Below are 18,189 nucleotides of genomic sequence, written 5' to 3'. Positions count from 1 at the left end.
TCAGCTCCGCGTCAGCCGCATCGGGACGCCTTCCAGGTGGCAGACCGGCGCGGGCGCGGCCGGCCGGCGGGCCTGCACCCGGGAACACCGTTCGGCGGGGCAGCGGAAGTGCTCGTGCACGGCGTGCCGGCCGAAGCCGCCGATCATCGCGGGACCGACGGGAGCGCTCCGGTCGGTGTCGGAGACGACGGCCATGTCCAGCCGCAGCAGCAGCCGGGACAGCTCCGCGCCGATGTCGCTTCCTTGCCGTGCACCGGCCACCAGTCGCTCCGCCTCCTCGGGAGCGCACACGCGCAGCACCTGGAGCTGGGCGCAGAGGGCGGCCACGGGGTCGGGTGATTGATCCATAGGGTGAACCTATCCCCCGGCCGTGTCCCGCAGTCGTCAAACGCCTCTCGGCAGAGCGAAGTTGTGTCTTAGTGTCGACGCATGGTGCTCCCGATCGCCCGGACCCGGTACGAGGCCGAGACGTACGTCATGGTCAACCCCTGCGTCTGTGGCCAGCGCGCCTTCAGCCCCCAGCACATCGAGGACGTGGCGGCCGGCCGGCACGGGGCGAGCGAGTGGCACGGCGTGTGCCCGGGCTGCGGGCACTCGCGGCTGTTCGTCTTCGGCCGGCCCGCCCGTCCGTACGCCGAGCCGCAGCCCGGTGAGCGGGGACCCGAGTGGCTGTTCGGGGGACCGGAGCCGTCCGAACTCGTCGACCCTGGTTGCTGGATGGCGATCGCCCTCGACTACGTGGACGCTGCCCGGCGCACCCCGCGGATCAAGGGGTCCCTGCCGCTCTTCCGGCCGGTCGTGCACGAACTGTGGTGGTGGGCCGCGGCGACCGTCGCGGAGGCGGCCAAGTTCGTGCCCGGTTCCGCAGACGAGGTGCCAGTGGGGGCCCTCATGTCCGGTGTGGGGCTGCGCACCCACGACACCGCCCCGGCGGGCGCCTTCCGCCGCCGGGCGCTGCGCAGACGTGTCGCCTGCTATCTGAAGGGCCGGGCCGTCGGCGATGAGCAGGGCTGGCGGCGACGTCTGGGGGAGGCGCCGGAGACGCTTGGCCTGCCCGGACCGGTCTGGGTACGGCTGCTGCCGGCGATCCTCGAACGGCTCGCCCAGTTCGAGGCGAGCCGTGACCCGGCGCTGCTGCTCGACGACGAGGCGCTGCTGGAGGCACTGGCCCTGACTGGGCCCAACGCCCTCATCGACCCGGTGACCTTGCAGACCTGCGGGATGCTGCACTGGCAGCGCCACGTCTGCCAGACGCTTGCCGGGGAGCCCGCCGCCGACGACCTGGCCGCCGCACTGCGCTGCTTCCGCCCGCTGCTGGATCTGGAGCGTGCGGCGCCGGCCGGCACCGGCGCGCCGCCCGCGCACGTGCCCCGCCCGCTGCGGCTCGTCCTGGAGTGCCGGGTGGGCTGACGTGCCACCGACTCCGCTGACGCCGTGCCGTGCCCGTGTGCGCCGCAGGACGAGCCGGCGTGCCCGAAGGAGGAGAGAGGAGACGCCTGATGCCGACGCCCCACGCCCCGCTGGTCGACTCCCTGACGAAAGCCGTGCAGCGGCGGGACCGAAACGCCGCCGACGCGGCCGTCGCCGCTCTAGCGCCGTACACGAGCGCGCTCCGCAGGCAGCAGCCACCGGACAGCTCCGCCGCACACGCTCTCGCGGACGCCCTCGACATCGTCGGTGCCCGGTCGCTGCCCGGTGCCGTCGAACTGCTGCTGGCCGCCGTCGAGAACGTGACGTCACCGGACTCCTACCGGGTGCGCGTCCTGCTGCCGTTCGTCACCCGGCTGTCGGACCGGGTGAGGGAGCACCGTGAGCCCGACGCCATGCGGGCGCTGGTCCGCCTCACCGAGGACATCGACCGAATCCCGCACGATCGTGCGGACATCCAGGTGATCACCGGTTACCACCGGGCGCTGGCACGGACGCTGTGGTTCTCGCTCGTCGAGGGAGGCGAGGCCGCCCTGGACCGGGCCGTCGAGGCCTGGCGGGTCGCCGACCGGCGTGCCGAGGCTAACGACTCCGCGGAGCCGTTCCACCTGGAGGTGCTGGGCATGCTCGCCCAGTCCCTGGCCATGCGGGCCGAGGCGACCGGCCGGGCACAGGACCTGGACGAGGCGGTCGCGGCCTGCGAGCGTGCCCTGGAACTGGCCCGGCGCCATGCCCCCGAGCGCTGCCCCGAGTACGAGGAGGCGCTCGCCCGCAACCTGCTGTGGCGCTACGGCCTCCGGGAGGACCGCCGGGATCTCGACCGGGGCGTGCAGCTGGCCGAACGAGCGCTGGAGGCCGACGGTGACGACCCGGACCGGCTGCGCCTCCTCGGCGACCTGCTGCGCCATCTCGGTACCGCCACCACCCGGCAGGAAACCCTGCGCCGAGCGGTCGCCCTGCTGCGCGCCGCCTCCGCTGCCCGGCCCCGGGATCCGCACGTGCGGGCGAGTCTGGCCCTGACGCTGGCGGAGCTGTACGACCTCACCGACGACAGCCGCATGCTCCTGGAGTCGCTCGAGCTCCAGCGTGACGCCGTCCGCGACACCCCGCACGAGGAACCGGTGCGCGTCCGGTACCTGTGCACGCTGGGAGTCGGGCTCCTCCAAAAACACCAGCGGTACGGCGACCTCCCCGCCCTGGACGAGGCGATCGGCGTGCTGCGCGAAGGGCTCGCCGTGGCCGACCCGAGGCACCCGGTGCGCCCGGCCCTGGCCGATGCGCTGGCGAACGCGCTGGAATGGCGGTCCCGCAGCCGTGCCGCGGCGCCCGCCGACCTCAACGAGGCGGTCGAGCTCCAGCAATCGGTGCTGGACGGGCTGCCGGAGTGGTCGCCGAAGCGCGCGCAGGCGGCCGCGCACCTGAGCCAGATACTGCAGCGGGCGCACCAGGCCGACGGCGAGGAGGCGCGCGCCGCCTGGTTCGGCCAGCAGGTGCTCGAGGAGTTCCTGCGGACCGGCACCTTCACGCCGCCGTCCGATCCGCCGCCCGGCGCCGAGGACGTGGCACGGCTGCGCGAGGCGGTCCGGCTGGCCCGCTCGGCACTGGCCGACACCCCGGCCGGTGATCCCGCCCGGGCAGTGCGGCTGGCCAACCTCGGTACGGCATTGCAGAATCTGTACGAGGCGACCCAGGACCCCGACGACCGCGCGCAGGCGATCCGTGTCCTGTCCGCCGCGGCCCGGAACCGGAACGCCAACCCGCACGTGCGGGCCATCGCGGGCCGCTCCTGGGGCCGGCTCGCCGCGGCCGCCGTTGACTGGGCGGGCGCCGCCGAGGGCCACCGGACCGCCGTCCTCGCCTATGCCGAAGTGGGCACGGCCCGGCTGGACGGCGACGATCTGATGTTCAGTCTCAAGGGATATCCGCTGCTGTCCACCCGGGCCGCCGCCACCGTACTGCGGCACGACGGCGACGCCGCGGCAGCGATGGACGTCCTGGAGGCCGGGCGCGGTGTGCTGCTGGCCCGGACGGTGGAGGACGCCGGCACCCCGGCGGGCACCCGTCCGGACGTACCGGCCGTGCCCGGCACGTCCTGCTCGGACCCGGCGGCGGAGGCCGAGGCCGGACCCGTCGTCGCGGTGAACGTCAGCGAGTACGGCTGTGACGCGCTGCTGCTCACCGCGGCCGGCGCGTCGTCCGTGCCGTTGCCCGACCTGTCGGCACCGATCGTCGAGGAGCGGGCCGCCGCCTTCCTGACGGCGCTCCAGATCCTCGGCGGCGGCGACCGGTTCGACCCGCTGGACGTGCACGCAGCGAGCCGTTACGTCGGCCGTACGCTCGCCTGGCTGTGGGACACCGTGGCCGAACCGGTGCTGACGGCCCTGGGCCTGACCCGGGCGTCGGCCGCCGGCGCACCGCTTCCCCGGCTGTGGCTGATGCCGACCGCCGCGCTCGGGTTCCTGCCGCTGCACGCCGCGGGCCACCACACCGCCGGGGACGGCCGCACGCTCATTGACCGCGCGGTGCCCTCCTACACGGTCACCCTGCGCGCCCTGCGCCACGCCCGCCGGGCGGCCGGATCGAGTGGGGCCCGCCGTCCGCTGCGGCCGCTCGCCGTGTGCGTACCACGCGTGCCGGGCGTCCCGGAGCTGCCGGCGGCTGAACAGGAGATTGCAAGTCTGCGAGCGCGGATCACGGGTCTGCGGGTACTGAGCGACGAGGAGGCGCGTCCCGACGCGGTGCGGGCGGCCCTCGCCGAGAGCGACTGGGTCCACTTCGCCTGTCACGCGACCGGCAACCTGGACCGCCCGTCGGCCGGCCGGCTGCATCTGTCCGGCGGCTCGCTTACCGTGGCCGACGTGATGGGCACGCGGACGCCGGGGGCGTTCCTCGCCTACCTGTCCGCCTGCGGCACCGGCCGTCCCGGGGTGGATCTGCCGGACGAGGTCATCCATCTGTCCTCGGCGTTTCAGGCGGCGGGCTATCCGCATGTGATCTCCACGCTGTGGCCGGTGGGGGACCGGGCGGCGGCCGGGATCGCGGAGGAGGTGTACGAGCAGCTGGTCACGGCGGGCTCCGACCCGGCCCGCGCGCTGCACACGGCGGTACGGCGGCTGCGTGATGTGAGGGAGGGCTCCCAGCCCGCCCAGTGGGCCTCCCACATCCACACAGGACCATGACGGCGCACGAGGGACCCGGGTGCCGCGCCTGGGCCGTGTATCGAAAGTAGGTCTTGGGCTGTGAATGATCACGGTTCATGGGTCGGGGAGATCTCACGGACGAGCAGTGGGCGGTGCTGGAACCGCTGTCGCCGAAAGGCGCCAAAACGGGGCGGCCGCCCGTCTGGCCCCGCCGGCAGTTGATCGACGGCATACGGTTCCGGGTTCGGAGCGGTGTTCCGTGGCGGGACGTGCCCGTCGAGTACGGGCCGTGGGGCCGGGTCTGCGACCTGTTCCGCTGGTGGCGCAGCGGGACGGCACCTGGCACCGGATCCTCACCCGGCTCCAGTCCCTGGCCGATGCGGAAGGTGCGATCACGTGGGATCCGAGCGTCGACTCCACGGTCTGTCGCGCCCATCAGCATGCGGCCGGGGCTCACAAGCAGGGCGATCTGCAGAAGGAACCGCCAGGTGGCGTGTTCACCGAGCCTCGTGATCACGGGCTGGGACGCTCGCGCGGCGGATTCACCACCAAGCTGCACCTGGCCGTCGAACAGGGCCAGAAGCCCATGTCGATCGTGGTGACGGCGGGGCAGCGCGGCGACTCGCCGCAGTTCGAACCGGTGCTGGAGAAGGTCCGCGTGCCCCGCGTCGGTCCGGGCCGGTCACGCGTCCGCCCCGATCGGGTGCGGGCCGACAAGGCGTACGCCTCCCGCAGGAACCGCGCCTACCTGCGCCGCCGGGGGGTCCACTGCACCGTCCCGGACAAGGCCGACCAGGCAGGCAACCGCCAGAAGCTCGGCTCGTGCGGCGGCCGGCCGCCGCATTTCGACCCGGTCGACTACCGCGAGCGTCACGCGGTCGAGTGCGGGATCAACCGCCTCAAGCGGCACCGCGCCGTCGCCGCCCGGTACGACGAACTCGCCGTCCGCTACGAGGCGACTGTGCTGGTTGCATCCATCAACGAATGGCTGTGACCGGCACGTGGTCACGCCTCAAGCCCACACCGCTTTGACCACGGCGTGGCCTGCCGAAGCCGCCTGCCCGTAGAACTCTTGCAGGCCCCGGTGATGTTCGAGGTGCTCCTGCCTGGTCCGGCCGAGGGCAGTGAACCTGACATCGACAACGTTCCACAGATCGTCGAAAGGGACAGCCGTAAGGAAACGCGCGGCCCGTGACACTCCAGACGGCTCCAGAAGCATCAGCGGTGGATCGGAGGGGTCCGCATCCGTGCCGTGGGGCACGGGGCGGCCGCCGTAGATCGGCAGTGTCCACGGCTCGTCGGCGTCTGTGCAGAGGGCATCGGCCGCGGCATAGAGGTCGTTGACAGCGTTCCAGCTCTTGTTGATCGAGTGGGCAATGCCTGCTGCGTACTCGGCTTCGTCGTTTTCCCAAGCCTCGGACATGAACGCAGCGAGCCAGGTGTGGTCGTCCCGAATCCCGGACTCCGACACGGCACGAAAATGCAGGTAGATGCTCACGACGACGAATCCCTCAGTTCGACGACCCACCCGTCGGGTCGAACGGACAGAATCTACTTGAGGGCACTGACAGCCATGTGTCGTCGAGATCGGCTCGCGCCATCCGGCAGGACTTCCGGTGCACGGCCCGGAGCCGGCCGGCCCCAGCGCTCGGACACGCAGGGAGGGAGGACTCGATGCACGGCACGACGGTCGCCAGCCGATACTGACTGAAGGAACCGATCGGCAGCGGAAACACCTCAGCCGGTTAGCGCGTCAAGTCGGCTGCTGGAGGCGGTCGAACAGGCGGACCGCTTGGAGCGTCCGCCAGTAGGCTCCGCCGTATGACGAGAACCGGCACGCGTGATGCTCAACTGAACCGGCTGTGGGGCGCCGTGTGCGCCTTCGCCGGGATCTTTTTCCTCGTATGGGCTCTGTCCTGGATCAAGGCGAGCGTGGTCAATGAGGACCTGCAGAACCACTGCGAGGTTCTGCGTACGGCCAGCTTCCCTTTCGAGAAGTCTTGTATGCATGAAGATGGCACGGTCGAGGGCGCGAACGGCTTGGTCTTCGAGGGGATCTTCTTCGGTTCGGCGGCCGCGGTCGCGGCCTGCCTGATAGCCGCCTTCGTGATCGAGGCGAGCCGGAGGAAATAGCACCACACGTGCGCACCCTGCGTCCGGCTCGATGGTTCAGGCTGCAACTGTCTGTACGGACAGGACTGGCAAAGTATCCCTCCACAGCCCACTTCTATCGGTTGGCCGATGCGGGCGTAGGACGGGCGGGTCTGGTGGCGGGTGGGAGCAGGTTGCATGCGCGGGGGGCCATGCTCGGCGGATCGGTATGGGCGTTGACTGTTCTGACGGCGTGCGGTCCCTGTCATTACTACGGGGGAACAGGGCTCCGTGACGCTACGCCGGCCGAAGTCGCCGGGGGCTGGGAGAACGTCGAGGGCGTTCGCGTCGCATTTCGTGAAGACGGAACGGCCCTTCTTGAGAGACTCGACGGTCAGGACTTTGACTTCGAGGACGGCTGGCGCCTCTCCGGTACGGGAACCTGGCAACTGACCGACGCCGATGGTGGACAGAAGGTCAGACTGGCGTTGACGGCCCGGACTCAGGTCGAGAGTCGTTTTCCCTTGACGGCCAATGACCCTCTGGCTCCTGAGCCCCCAACAACCTATTCGCGGTACTTCTACGTGGACCGCGATCAGCACGACGAGTTGAAGCTGTTCTTCTTCTACGGCGATCCTGACGTCGGGAACGCGTATGTGATGACGCGCGAGACAGCGTCATAGCCATTGATTGATCGTTGCGACCCGTACTGTCGCTTCGTAGCGGACGGCGAGTTTTTCGTATCGCGTAGCGACGGCGCGGTGCCGCTTGAGGCGGTTGATCCCGCACTCGACCGCGTGACGCTCGCGGTAGTCGGCCGGGTCGAAATGCGGCGGCAGGCCGCCGCGGGAGCCGAGCTTCTGGCGGTTGCGTGCCTGGTCGGCCTTGTCCGGGACGGTGCAGCGGATTCTGCGCCGGCGCAGGTAGGCGCGGTTCCTGCGGGAGGCGTACGCCTTGTCGGCGCGCACGCGATCGGGGCGGACGCGCGGCCGGCCCGGCCCGATGCGGGGCACGCGGACCTTGTCCAGCACCGGTTCGAACTGCGGCGAGTCGCCGCGCTGCCCTGCCGTCACCACGATCGACATGGGCTTCTGGCCCTGTTCGACGGCCAGGTGCAGCTTGGTGGTGAACCCGCCGCGCGAGCGTCCCAGTCCGTGATCAGGCCAAAGTCGCTCCACCGACCTCAGCTGTCAGTGGCAGTCGAAGCGCCAGTCCCACGGGAGGCCGGGGCACTGGCGGCAGTGGAAGAAGTAGACGCCGCCGCAGTCGCCCAGCTGTATGTCGCCGGTGATGGTCAGAAGGTGCTCCATGCGGTGCCCGCTCTCGCAGTTCGGCCAGTCGGCGGGCTGCGTCCAGGCAGGCCAGCCGCCGACCTTCGTCCCGACGACGTGGGAGTCGGGCGGCCACAAGGCGCCGCCCGTCGGCGACCCGAGACGGGGTTCCCAGGTCTCCCGCATGTCCTCGGGCAGATCATGCCAGCTCGGGAAGTCCTCCGCGGTCGTCGGGGACAACGTGGACGGTTCCGGCATGTTGTCCTCGTCGTACTCCCCCTCGCTCACCTCGGGGATCTCGGACAGCAGCCCACGGGCCATGACCTCCGCCTCGTTGCGCCAGTACAACTGCGGCATCACTAGCAGCCTGGGATCCTGCTCGTGCATCAGCGCGCACCACACCAGCTGTAGCAAGTCCTTTCCCTCCGGGAACTCCAGCCCCGGCACGTCCCGGGCGAACAGTTGGAGGATCGGCACCATCGGCACCGCGCCCGGGACGATCTCGGTCCTGTTGGACAGGTCGGGGCCGAACGTCCAGTGGTCTTCCTGCGCGCAGTATGGCCACGGCTCGTCCGCGGGCCACAGCAGTTTGCCTCCCAGCGAGCTCTCCCGCGCGCCGGGGTCGCCGGGCTCCGGGTTGAGGAGGGTGGTTTCCCGGGCGAGGCCCGCGTACTCCGATGTCAGGGTGCGTGGATCCTGCGCGGGCGGCTCGGGTGTGTCTGCGGGCATCGTGGCTCCTCCGGCGTACGAAGATCGACGGGACGCTGCGGCCACGTTAGTGCCTGCCACCGACAACCCCGTACAGCATTGAAGTACAGCAACCCCTACGACCACGAACGGCTGTCAGCCACCGGTACCGACGTCCTGACCAGCCCGCGAAACCTCAACGACCGCCCGGCCCATAGTTCGCATCGAGGGGTCCGAGGCACGGTCCCGCGGCCGTGCCACTCCCGTGTCAGAACGGACAGGGACTCACGGGGAACCGGGATCTGCGGGGGTAAGCTCGGCCGGACTCTGCCCACGGCACGGAATGCGCAGGTCACACGTGTGATCGCCCAACCTCACTCCTAACGAGCCGGTGCGTGACAGCGGGTGAGGCCGTGTTTGCCTGATCGGGGTCGCGGTCAGGCGTTGGCGGTGTGGTCGGAGACGAGGCCGGCGATGGCCCGGTAGGTGGCGGGGAGGGTCTCGCGCCGGTGGGTCCACCGGGTCAGCTGCTTCCGACGTTTGTGATCGGCGAGGGCGTGTTCGACGCTGGTGCGTCGGGACGAGTGCTGGTGGCGGGCTCGTAGGCGGGCTTCGTGGACCTCGGGCGGGCTGATCTTGTTCGCTTTTCTTGGTGGCGTGACCGCCTGGCCGGGGTGGTCGCGCCTGAGGCCGAGGTAGCCGTCGTCGAGGAGCACTTCCACGTCGGGGAAGGGCCGGAAGCACACGGCGATGCCTTCGTTGCGTGTGGCGGTCGCGTCGTGCATTCGCCCTGGTCGCATGGCATCAGCCCAGAGCGTGCGCCCTTGGTGGTCGGCGATGACCGTGGCCTTCATCGTGTTCTGCTTCTTCTTGCCGGACGCGAACGCCTGTCGCCCGCCGCGGCCGGCGGGCGGCCTGCGGACCTGAACCTCGGTGGCGTCCAGGCGTAGTTCGCTCCCCTCCGCCTGGGCATGGGCGAACACATCGGCCAGGGTCCGAAGCCGCAGGCCGGGGCGGTCGGGGACCGCACGCCCCCGCTCGGCCAGGAGCCCGCGTACTTCTGCGATCGCGCGGGTGACGGTGGAGCGGTCGACGCCCAACAGCAGCCCCAGCACTGCGTGCGGCAGGTCATGTCGCAGATGGATCAGCGTGGCGACCAGCCGGTCGATGAACACCAGCTGGTGGCGGACGCCGGCACCCGCGGCCCGCTTGCGGGCTCCGCCCCGCGCAGCAGGGCGACGACCTTCGCAGTCGGTCTCCCACGGCACCGCCAATTCCTCGATCAAGCAGACCAGGTGACTCCGCGAGATGCCCGTGAACAGCCGATGCGTCAGCACCACCCGACTGACCATGATCGCCACAGCCGGATCATGCCACCCACCTGGCGCGGCGCCTCACCCGCTATCACGCACCAGCTCGTTAGGAGCGCAGCTTGTCCGTGACCACCACCCGCGGCACCACGCGGGTCCTCTTCAGCAGGCGGCGCGGGAAACGCCGGGCCGCGGCCTTGTCCCGCCGGTCCCGCACGAGGATGTCCAGCACGTCGCCGTCCTGGCCGACAGCCCGCCACGGACACCCCGGCGCGCCGTTGATCTCGGTGAAGGCCTCGTCCAGATGCCATGTGCCGCCGGGCCGGGGCCGGCGGCGACGCGGTCCGTCGGCGTAGGCCCGGCCGGACCTGGCGCACCACCGCCGGACCGTCTCACAGGAGGCGATCACACCGCGCCGGAGCACCACCTCCTCACCTCCTCCGCCTCACGGAGGCCGAGCGGGAACCGGAAGTACAGCCGTACACCGTGGGAGAGCACCTCGGCCGGGTACCGGTGCCCCCTGTACGACGCCGACGCCCTCCCCACGGACGATCCCCCTCCCCGTGATCGATCCGAAGATCGTCCCACCCGGTCGATCAACGTGACAGTGCCGCTCGCACCCCTCTGACTGCGCACTGGCCGCGCGGTCAGGTTGGGGCTCTCCCCGGGTGGTGGACACGCTGATACTGGATCTGCTTGATCTGGAGGAAGCGAGAAGACCGCCGATCGCTGCACAAGAGGTGCTTACCCGCCACACGACGGTGATCGATCACGAGCTTGTCGGGCTGTGGCTGGTCTGTCTCAGAGGGGTCGTTGCGTGCGGGGTGCTTCGAGACCGACCAGGGTTTCTGCCTGGCCGGGGTCGAAGGGGGTGGGGCCGTGCCAGTGGAGCAGGACGACGGTGGCGTCGTCGGCGAGTTGCTCGTGGTGGTAGTCGGTGATGCTTCCCACCAGGCGGCGCAGTGTCTCGGGGACGGGCATGCCTTGGTTGAGGTGGCTGGTGACGAAGTTTATGAAGTGACGCAGACCGAATTCTTCACCGCCGGGATTGCGGGCCTCGGTGATTCCGTCGGTGTAGAGCACGAGCCGGTCACCGGGATGAAGCTGCCGTGTGCACATGGTGATCTCCAGCCCGAGGTCGGTGCCCATCGGAGGGCCGGGATCGCAGTGGAGCTCTATGATCCCGCCTTCCTCAGGGATGAGGACTGGAGGATGATGCCCGCGATTGACCCAGCTGAGGACGCCGGTGTGGCTGTCGAGGTCGGCCAGCACGGCGGTGACGTACCGGCCGGTGAACTGCTCGATCAAAGTCCGCTCGATCGCCTTGCTGGTCTCGGCCAGCGAGGCTCCTTGGCGTCGCTGGTTGCGGCATGCGGCCACCGCAAGGTTGGCGGTGTTCCCGGCCGCTGTGTCGTGGCCCATCGCGTCGAAGATCCCCAGGTGGACCACGTCATCGGCAACCGCATAGTCGAAGGTGTCACCGCTGATCTGATAGGCGGGCTCCAGGGCGGCGCTGAGTACGACACGGTCGCTGGCGAAAGTCAGCGGCGGCATCAGGTGCCACTGCATCTCCGCGGCCACATTCATCGGTCGGCTGCGCACCAGTCGGGGATAGGAGTCGCTCAGCGACCGCTTGCTCACCACCAGCAGGGCTACCAGATCCGCGAGAGAGCGCATGTCCTCCATGGTTCGCAGGGTCCTATCCGAGGTGGTGATGTGCAGTACTCCCAGCCGTTCGGCGCCATTGCGCATCGGCACCCACCACTCGTTCGGCTGCCCTCCTTGCGGTGTCCGGTCAGCGGGAAGGGTCTGTCCGCTCTGAAACGCCCTGCCCGGCACGGCTTCCTCGACCGCTAGCTGGGTGGGCCAGCCCTCGGGGGCCTGCTCGGCGTCCGGACCGTGCCCCGTCAGCAGGCGCAGGGTTGTCTGCTGCAGGTCGGCCAGATAGATCTGCACCTCGTCGAAACCGCTGCCGACGGCGTGCTCGGCCACACAGGACGGCAACTGCTCGAAGGTGAGCAGATGGCTGGCGGCGAGCAGTCCTGCGAGCATGGACTGTTGGCCAGAGCCCTCATCCATGGCGAAGAACCTTCCCGCGGCAGGCCAATGCGGTGCACCGTTGACTTCAAGTATCCGCCCACAACGCAGGGCCGGGGCGTGCCAGTGGTGTGAGGCTGGAACTGTGATCGAGGTCCTGACGGCCGTGATCGCAGTGGTGCGCAGTCCGGTGCCTCAGGGCTGAGCCCCTCGGGCGGTTTTGCGCAAGGGGTGCCGCTCGTGTGCATTCAGCCGGTGGCTGCGCAGCACGTGGGGCTGGTGTGCGTAGTCGGTACGCCATCAGGTCGGTGGTGGCCGGGCACCTGCGCATTCCGGCTCCAGCCACTGCGTAGCGGTGCTGGGACCGGCCCGCGGGGTGCGGCGTGCTCGGCCGGCTGCGGGGGTTTGAGGCCGGCGGGGGCGGTGGGGGTGGCAGGGAGGCGTTCGGCGGGGAGGAGCGGGCGGGGTGCGGGCGGCCGTTCGGGTGGGAGGTCTGTATGGCGGGGACCGGTGCCCAGAAGCAACGAGGGGCCATCGGGCGTTTGTCTCCCCTCACGCCCGATCGGGCGGAGGGGCTTCGGATCGTGAGGCCCGGTTGGGGCGGTGTGCGGCCGTGCAGCTGCTGCGCGGCCGGCCGCGCAATGGTCCGCGCAGTGTGTTGACCTGCTGTGGTCGGGCCCGTGGTTGGGGGTCCTGATAATCCGTGGTCGGGTCTGCGCGATGCCTGACCGTGGCCCTGACCACAGTGGCGGGGGGGGGGAGAGAGAGACCGGGAGCGCGGCCAGCCAGTCTGCTGTCGGGGTTCTGAACGGGTTGCCAGACGGGTGCGGCGGGGCCGTGCTGGAGCAGGCCGATCACCGGTACCGCGAGGACGGGGACGGTGCACAGGAACGCGGCCAGCGTGTGGCTTGGGCCGCCCGTGTGCAGGGGGCCGCCCATTTCCTTGGGCACGCCGGCCCAGGGCGGTGCGGAAGCACGGCCGTCTGGTGGCGAGTCCTCCGAGGGCGTGTTCTCGGAGGACTCGGCGGGGCTGCTTCCCAACCCCGCTCTGGGCGGGTAACCACCACTCACGGATCGCAACCGGGGGAGCGAACAGGCAAGGTGTGGTGGTCTTGTGCAGCGGGGGGTGTGGGGGCGGATCAGCCGGTCAAGGCCTGCTCGAGGGTGGGGTGGCAGGCGATCAGCGTCGATGCCGAGGAGCTGCAGGACCGGTGGCTGGGCGCCGGCGATGCGCAGCCGGCCCTTGCAGGCGAGCGCCTGATGACGGGCACGCTCTGCCCACCGTACCGGCCGTGCCCGGGCAGCTCACGCGGTCCTTCACCCGCGATCTCGAGCAGCGGGAAGCCGGCCCGTACGCGCCGATCCGGCCTGCCGCGCCACCACGCGCCCCACGGCGTGGGAGCCGGTGCTCGTGCACGAGCACACCAGATGGAGCGGCTGACAGGGGACGGTGCCAGATGGCGGCACCGCCCCCTGTGCCATGGGCACATCTGCGGCTTCAAGGGCACCCGGGCGGGCCGGGAACGGCCAGACGCCCCGGACGCGGGCCCGGGACGTTGGAACTTTGCTCCTACTGGCTGGGCCACAGCAGTCGGGGCCTCACAGATCGGTCCAGGGGCGGGGTGTGCCGCCGGTCAGGGGCGTCCACACGTCCCGGGCGGGGCCGTGCTGTTCGAGGTCCTCGAGGACAGCGGCTCCCCGCGGCACCTTGCGGGTGAGCGCGACGACCGGGGGGTGCTGGGCGGCCCTCGCCTGCAGATCGCTGATCCTGCCCTGCAGCCTGGTACGGGAGGCACCGGGGAGGACGAACAGCACGCGGGGGAGGACCGGATACCGGCGCAGCCAGCCGGGCTCCGCGGCGGCGGGCCTGCGCCGGCCGACGGGCTGGGCCTCGTACTGATCCGTGCAGCCGGGCGTACCCGATCAGCTTCACCGCCAGGCGCTCACCGCTCATGGTGGCGCGGTCGACCTCCACGGATGCGCGCAGCTTGCGCCGCTGCTCCCCCTGACGACGGTGCAGTACATGACGGCGTCGGCCACCGCTCGCTCCCCTTCGCCGAGGGAGTGCGACACCTCGGGCGTCCAGTCCCGGGGCCGTGCTCGTGCCCGAGCCGGCGGGCATCGGCCGCGAAGACCGGATGGGCGCGCACCACGGTCAGGGGGTGCGCTGTCTTCAGCGACGCCGCCGTGGTGGAGGTGATCGGGGCAGGGCGGCCGCCCCCGCAGGACCGGCAGGTCCCTCGTCAGGCGCGCGCCGTCGGGGTGAGGTACCAGGCGTGGGTGGGGGGAGCGGTCCGAGCCGGGCAGCACCGTGTAGTCGACGAAGCAGTGGGAGCGCAGCTTGTTCGGGGCGCGGGAGATCAGCTGCCGGGTGCCGTCCGGGCGCAGCATCCGGCGCAGCCGGCGGGTGGCGGCGATGCGGTGGCCGGCACAAAACCGGCCGCCGGCCGCTGGGGAGGTCCGCTGCGGGCCGGCGCCGGCCGGTGTGCAGCCACCGTCCGGCGTCCGGCCGTGCTCCTGACCGGGTTCCGGCCCTGGCGGGCGTGAATGACCGCCATGCTGAGGGGCGACACCGGTGAGCGAGGGGGGAGTGGAGGAAGACGCTCGCCATGCGGCGAGGACATGCGCAGCTTCGCCGTGGACCCGTGCCGGTCTGGAAGCCGAACGCTCCTCGCTCACGTGCGTACGGCGGTCAGGCCGCCACGAGTTCCTCGGCGAGGAACTTCTCCACGAACTCCCGCGCGCGACGGTCGAAAGCCGCGTACTGCGCCTCTCGCTCGGTGCCCGTGACCGCGTCGCCGACCAGGAGGTTGCCTTCGGCGTCGACGCGCTGAGGGCGCTCCTCCGCGTCGGTGAGCAGGCCGACGGTGGAGCGGGAGAAGCCGCAGTAATAGGCGATGCCCTCGCTCAGATTGGTCTCGAGGACGGTCTGCATTCCCTCCACGACGGGATCGTCGGCAGTGGCGCCGGCCAGACCCAGCCACAGGATGCGCTTGCCGGCGAGGCGGGGCTTGCTGCGGCCGTAGGCGAACCCGTAGTTCCACACGCGGTCGATCCAGCCTTTGAGGATGGCGGGCACGTTCTGCCAGTACACCGGGAAGACGGCGACGACGGCATCGGCGTCGAGGATGCGCTGCATGTGGGCGTGCACTTCGTCCGAGTACCTCTTCTCCCGGTCGCCCCAGTCCGGCTGGTCCGCCACGTTCATCCGGGGGTCGAACCCCTCGGCGTGCAGGTCGAGCAGGTCGACGCGGTGGCCGGCGGCTTCGAGCCGGGCGGCGGCACGGCGGGCCGTGTGCGCGGTGAGGGAATCGGTGCGGTGGTGTGCGACGACGACGAGGGCTGTCCTGGCGCGGCTGTCGTGCTGCGTCACGGTGTCTCCCGGCTGGTCTCGGTCGGTCCGATGAACGAGTCCAGTACAGCCGCGACGGTGTAGATGATCCATGGGAGAAACGCTCCGGAACATAGGAGATCGTCTACGGTGTCTTCCATGGATCCTTTGAGTTCGTTGCTGAGCGGCATCCGGGCCGAGGGGTCGGTCGTCAGCCGCGCCGTACTGGCGGTGCCCTGGACCATCCGCTTCGCCGACGCCGCGCCGCTCACCATGATCAGCGTGCTGCGGGGCGGGGGCACCTTGCTGCTGCCCGACGGAACGGAACGAGCGATCGGAGCGGGCGACACCGCCATCGTGCGCGGACCCGAACCGTTCCACCTCGCGGACCACCCCACCACCGTGCACGGCTCCCACGCCGCTTACGAGATCGCCTGTTTCACCGAGAGCGCCGAGTGCGGCGCCCAGGAACTCGGCGGTATCCACTGGGGCACCGACTCGGAGGAGGCGACCGCGCTGATCGTGGGCGCCTACCGCGCCTCGGGTCACCGCCACGAGCGGCTCCTGCGTGCCCTGCCGCCCGTCCTGGTGGTCGAGGAGGACGCCGAGGTCTGTGCCTGGCTGGAGACGGCCGCCGCCGACGCCGCCCATCGCTCGGCCGGTTCGCAGGCGCTGATGGACCGGCTCCTCGACTGGGCCCTGGTGTGCACGCTGCGCAGCTGGTTCGACAAGGCGGGCGCCGACGCGCCCAGCTGGTACCGGGGCCTCGCCGACCCGGTCCTCGCGCCCGCCCTGCAGTCCTTCCACGACCGGCCCGCCGAACCCTGGACGGTGGCCTCCTTGGCCGCTCGAGCCGGCGTCTCCCGGGCGCTGTTCGCCAAGCGCTTCACCCGGCTGATGGGCCGCCCGCCCCTCACCTACCTCACCGAATGCCGCATGGACGAGGCCGAGGCGCTGCTGTCCGACACCGACCTCGGCATCGCCCAGATCGCCAGGTCCGTCGGCTATGCCGACGCTTTCGGCTTCAGCGCCGCGTTCAAACGCCACAAGGGCCTGAGCCCCAGTACCTACCGCGCCGCAGTGGCCGCGACGGGGTCGGGTTCTCTCGCGTCGAGACAACCGGCGGCGCGGTAGGCGAGGAACACGATCACCGCGCGTACCTGCCTGCGGCGGTTGACAGGAGTTGCGCAAGGAGCCGCACGCCGAGGCTCGGAATGCTTGACTGAGCGTCGGGTGGGAGCGGGCAGGGGGAGGGTGCGGGGGACGAGAACACCGCGGGCGGTCCGCGACGACCGGCGGCCGTGTCGGTCCATGCGGCGGGCCGGCGAACGCAAGGCCCAGGAATCCGAGGAACGAACAGGCCACCGGAACTGAGGTGACGACTCCCTCGGCGCGGCACCGGCGGAACTCGACCTATGTGTCGGCCGCCCGTGGACGCCCGGCGCCTTGCGGCCATCCCTCCAGGCGCCGAGTCGTACGTGCGCGACGTCAAGGAGGTACGGCGCGGAGCCGACGAACCCGGACAGGAAGCCCTCGTCCTGAGTGTGCTCCAGCGCCTCGATCGCGCGGGCCTTGTGAACACCACCAAGGATGATGACGGCTGGTCGCGGCTCGCCGTCCCCGAGAGTCTGCACGAACGCCTGACGTCACGCCGGTCGGCGGAGCAACGGGATGCCGGACCTGAGCCGAATGCGGCCCGGCGTCGAGCCGACCCCGGTCGAGCAGTACCGGCAGACCGGCCGGTCCTGGGCATACGAATCCTGACCAGACGGCGGGCAACCGTGCCCCACGGCGAAGGTTGAGATCCTCACTCCGGGCCCCCTCCCGCCTCACCCCGGGAGCCGTTCCAGCCTCTGCCGTCGGCCGAGGCAGGTCTTTTCCGCTCCCACCTGACTATGACTCGCGGCCGGTGGTGAGGGACCGTACCGCCTGGGCACAGGCCGCCCACCGCCTGCCGTCCCTGCTGCGGACGACTTTGACCGGTGTTTCCGTGCACGCCGTCCCGTGCCAGGTGCAGCGGGCCTCCCGGAAGGACACGCTCTGCGGATCGAGCCCCTCCGGGAAGTCCGGCCAGGAGCCGGGCGACCCGAGGACGTGGGACTTGTCGCTCGGGGGTGGCAGGGCGGTGGCCTCCCGAGTGCCCTCGGCCTCTTCCGCCGCCTGGTCACCGAGCTTCGCCGGGGCGGGACTCACGCTCACCGCGAGGCAGCGGAACTCACCGCTTACGCCCTCCACTTGAGCGTAAGGTCGCCAGTCGAGGGTGTACGTGCCGCGCAAGGTGCACGTGTGGGGCTTGTAGGCGCCCTCGGCCCAGAGCAGGGTGCCGGTGAGCACACGGCCCTGGTGGATCCTGAAGTCCTCGTCCCGCGTGCGTTTGCGGGCCGCAGCCGGCGGGGTCCACAGGGACGGGTCATTGGTGAGCAGCACCGCCAGGCCGTTCTCGTCCGGTTGGCTGCAGAAGCGCTCCAGCCGGACCATGTCGCGTACGAAGTGCAGACGGGCGAGGTCCATGGCGGCGTGGTTCCGCAGGGCGTAGTCCTCGGGCGGTGTGCCCGCAGTGCCGGTCCAGCGCCGGGTGGGGTACTTGAACTCGATGGCCGTGCGACCTGGGGAGCCGAGACACAGGAGGTCCAGGCGTTCCACCCGGCCGTTGTGCCTCCGCGGCACTTCCAGTCTGGAGCGTACCTCGGGTGCCAGTTCCCAGAGCAGCTGGGCGAAGCTGTGCTGCAGGTCCGCCTCGGAATGGAAGACGGGGCGGCGCTGGGCCAGCTCGTCGAGGACCGCGCTGAGCGGTACCTGCCCGGCGACTGTCGGGCCGCCGGGCGGCGGTGTGGTCGTCATCGGATCAGTGAACACGGTCCCGGGGCTGGCCGGTCCGGCCTTGACCGAATCCG

Annotated in this window: 13 protein-coding genes and 3 pseudogenes; 6 read left to right on the top strand and 10 right to left on the bottom strand. The window is 70.8% G+C overall.

Annotated elements, in window-relative coordinates:
* Nucleotides 1-348, bottom strand: a complete 348-nt coding sequence (locus GL259_RS01250; RefSeq protein WP_159528470.1) for a hypothetical protein — start codon at nt 346-348, stop codon at nt 1-3.
* 81 nt (nt 349-429) lie between these two features.
* Here GL259_RS01250 and GL259_RS01245 point away from each other — a divergent pair, with 81 nt between their 5' ends.
* From GL259_RS01245 to GL259_RS01235, 3 genes are all read left to right on the top strand, one after another.
* Nucleotides 430-1,410: a hypothetical protein gene (locus GL259_RS01245; RefSeq protein WP_159528468.1), complete on the top strand. Its 981-nt coding sequence runs from the start codon at nt 430-432 to the stop codon at nt 1,408-1,410.
* 89 nt (nt 1,411-1,499) lie between these two features.
* The gene (locus tag GL259_RS01240) at nt 1,500-4,607 is read left to right on the top strand and encodes a CHAT domain-containing protein (protein WP_159528466.1); all 3,108 of its coding nucleotides are present in this window, start codon (nt 1,500-1,502) and stop codon (nt 4,605-4,607) included.
* A 77-nt stretch (nt 4,608-4,684) separates the two neighbouring features.
* Nucleotides 4,685-5,562, top strand: a protein-coding gene (locus tag GL259_RS01235; RefSeq protein ID WP_159528464.1) for an IS5 family transposase whose coding sequence is annotated in 2 segments (ribosomal slippage) — nt 4,685-4,897 and nt 4,900-5,562 — 876 coding nt in all. Because the reading frame shifts where the segments join, the coding sequence is not laid out codon by codon here.
* An 18-nt stretch (nt 5,563-5,580) separates the two neighbouring features.
* Here GL259_RS01235 and GL259_RS01230 read toward each other — a convergent pair.
* Nucleotides 5,581-6,066, bottom strand: coding sequence for a DUF1877 family protein (locus tag GL259_RS01230; protein WP_159528462.1), 486 nt, complete (start codon nt 6,064-6,066; stop codon nt 5,581-5,583).
* A gap of 323 nt (nt 6,067-6,389) precedes the next feature.
* Here GL259_RS01230 and GL259_RS01225 point away from each other — a divergent pair, with 323 nt between their 5' ends.
* Nucleotides 6,390-6,701, top strand: a complete 312-nt coding sequence (locus tag GL259_RS01225; RefSeq protein ID WP_159528460.1) for a hypothetical protein — start codon at nt 6,390-6,392, stop codon at nt 6,699-6,701.
* A gap of 8 nt (nt 6,702-6,709) precedes the next feature.
* The gene (locus GL259_RS01220) at nt 6,710-7,342 is read left to right on the top strand and encodes a hypothetical protein (protein WP_243762175.1); all 633 of its coding nucleotides are present in this window, start codon (nt 6,710-6,712) and stop codon (nt 7,340-7,342) included.
* On the opposite strand, the pseudogene GL259_RS01215 reads toward GL259_RS01220, so the two are convergent.
* From GL259_RS01215 to GL259_RS01185, 7 genes and pseudogenes are all read right to left on the bottom strand, one after another.
* Nucleotides 7,337-7,822 (bottom strand): annotated as a pseudogene (locus tag GL259_RS01215) (IS5 family transposase); the annotation flags it as partial. The gene GL259_RS01220 and the pseudogene GL259_RS01215 sit on opposite strands and share 6 nt — an antisense overlap.
* Nucleotides 7,823-7,849: 27 nt before the next feature.
* On the bottom strand, nt 7,850-8,659 hold the full coding sequence (locus tag GL259_RS01210) for a DUF1963 domain-containing protein (protein ID WP_159528458.1): 810 nt from the start codon (nt 8,657-8,659) through the stop codon (nt 7,850-7,852).
* Between the two features lie 395 nt (nt 8,660-9,054).
* Nucleotides 9,055-9,969, bottom strand: a complete 915-nt coding sequence (locus tag GL259_RS01205) for a transposase family protein (RefSeq protein WP_208026584.1) — start codon at nt 9,967-9,969, stop codon at nt 9,055-9,057.
* A 70-nt stretch (nt 9,970-10,039) separates the two neighbouring features.
* Nucleotides 10,040-10,473, bottom strand: a pseudogene (locus GL259_RS01200) (DDE-type integrase/transposase/recombinase); the annotation flags it as partial.
* A 255-nt stretch (nt 10,474-10,728) separates the two neighbouring features.
* Nucleotides 10,729-12,006 (bottom strand): PP2C family protein-serine/threonine phosphatase, encoded by a 1,278-nt coding sequence (locus GL259_RS01195; RefSeq protein ID WP_159528456.1) that lies wholly within the window; start codon nt 12,004-12,006, stop codon nt 10,729-10,731.
* Nucleotides 12,007-13,563: 1,557 nt separating this feature from the next.
* Nucleotides 13,564-14,355, bottom strand: a pseudogene (locus GL259_RS01190) (replication-relaxation family protein).
* 301 nt (nt 14,356-14,656) lie between these two features.
* Nucleotides 14,657-15,337, bottom strand: coding sequence for an NAD(P)H oxidoreductase (locus tag GL259_RS01185; protein ID WP_159528454.1), 681 nt, complete (start codon nt 15,335-15,337; stop codon nt 14,657-14,659).
* A gap of 108 nt (nt 15,338-15,445) precedes the next feature.
* Here GL259_RS01185 and GL259_RS01180 point away from each other — a divergent pair, with 108 nt between their 5' ends.
* Nucleotides 15,446-16,429, top strand: a complete 984-nt coding sequence (locus GL259_RS01180; RefSeq protein ID WP_159528452.1) for an AraC family transcriptional regulator — start codon at nt 15,446-15,448, stop codon at nt 16,427-16,429.
* A 759-nt stretch (nt 16,430-17,188) separates the two neighbouring features.
* On the opposite strand, the gene GL259_RS01175 is transcribed toward GL259_RS01180, so the two are convergent.
* On the bottom strand, nt 17,189-18,136 hold the full coding sequence (locus tag GL259_RS01175; RefSeq protein WP_208026395.1) for a hypothetical protein: 948 nt from the start codon (nt 18,134-18,136) through the stop codon (nt 17,189-17,191).
* Between the last annotated feature and the right edge of the window lie 53 nt (nt 18,137-18,189).

Origin of the sequence: Streptomyces sp. Tu 3180, from assembly GCF_009852415.1 — a bacterium.
Lineage (GTDB): Bacteria > Actinomycetota > Actinomycetes > Streptomycetales > Streptomycetaceae > Streptomyces.
Note: the sequence above shows the minus strand (reverse complement) of the source record. Positions and strands in the feature narration are given on the sequence as shown.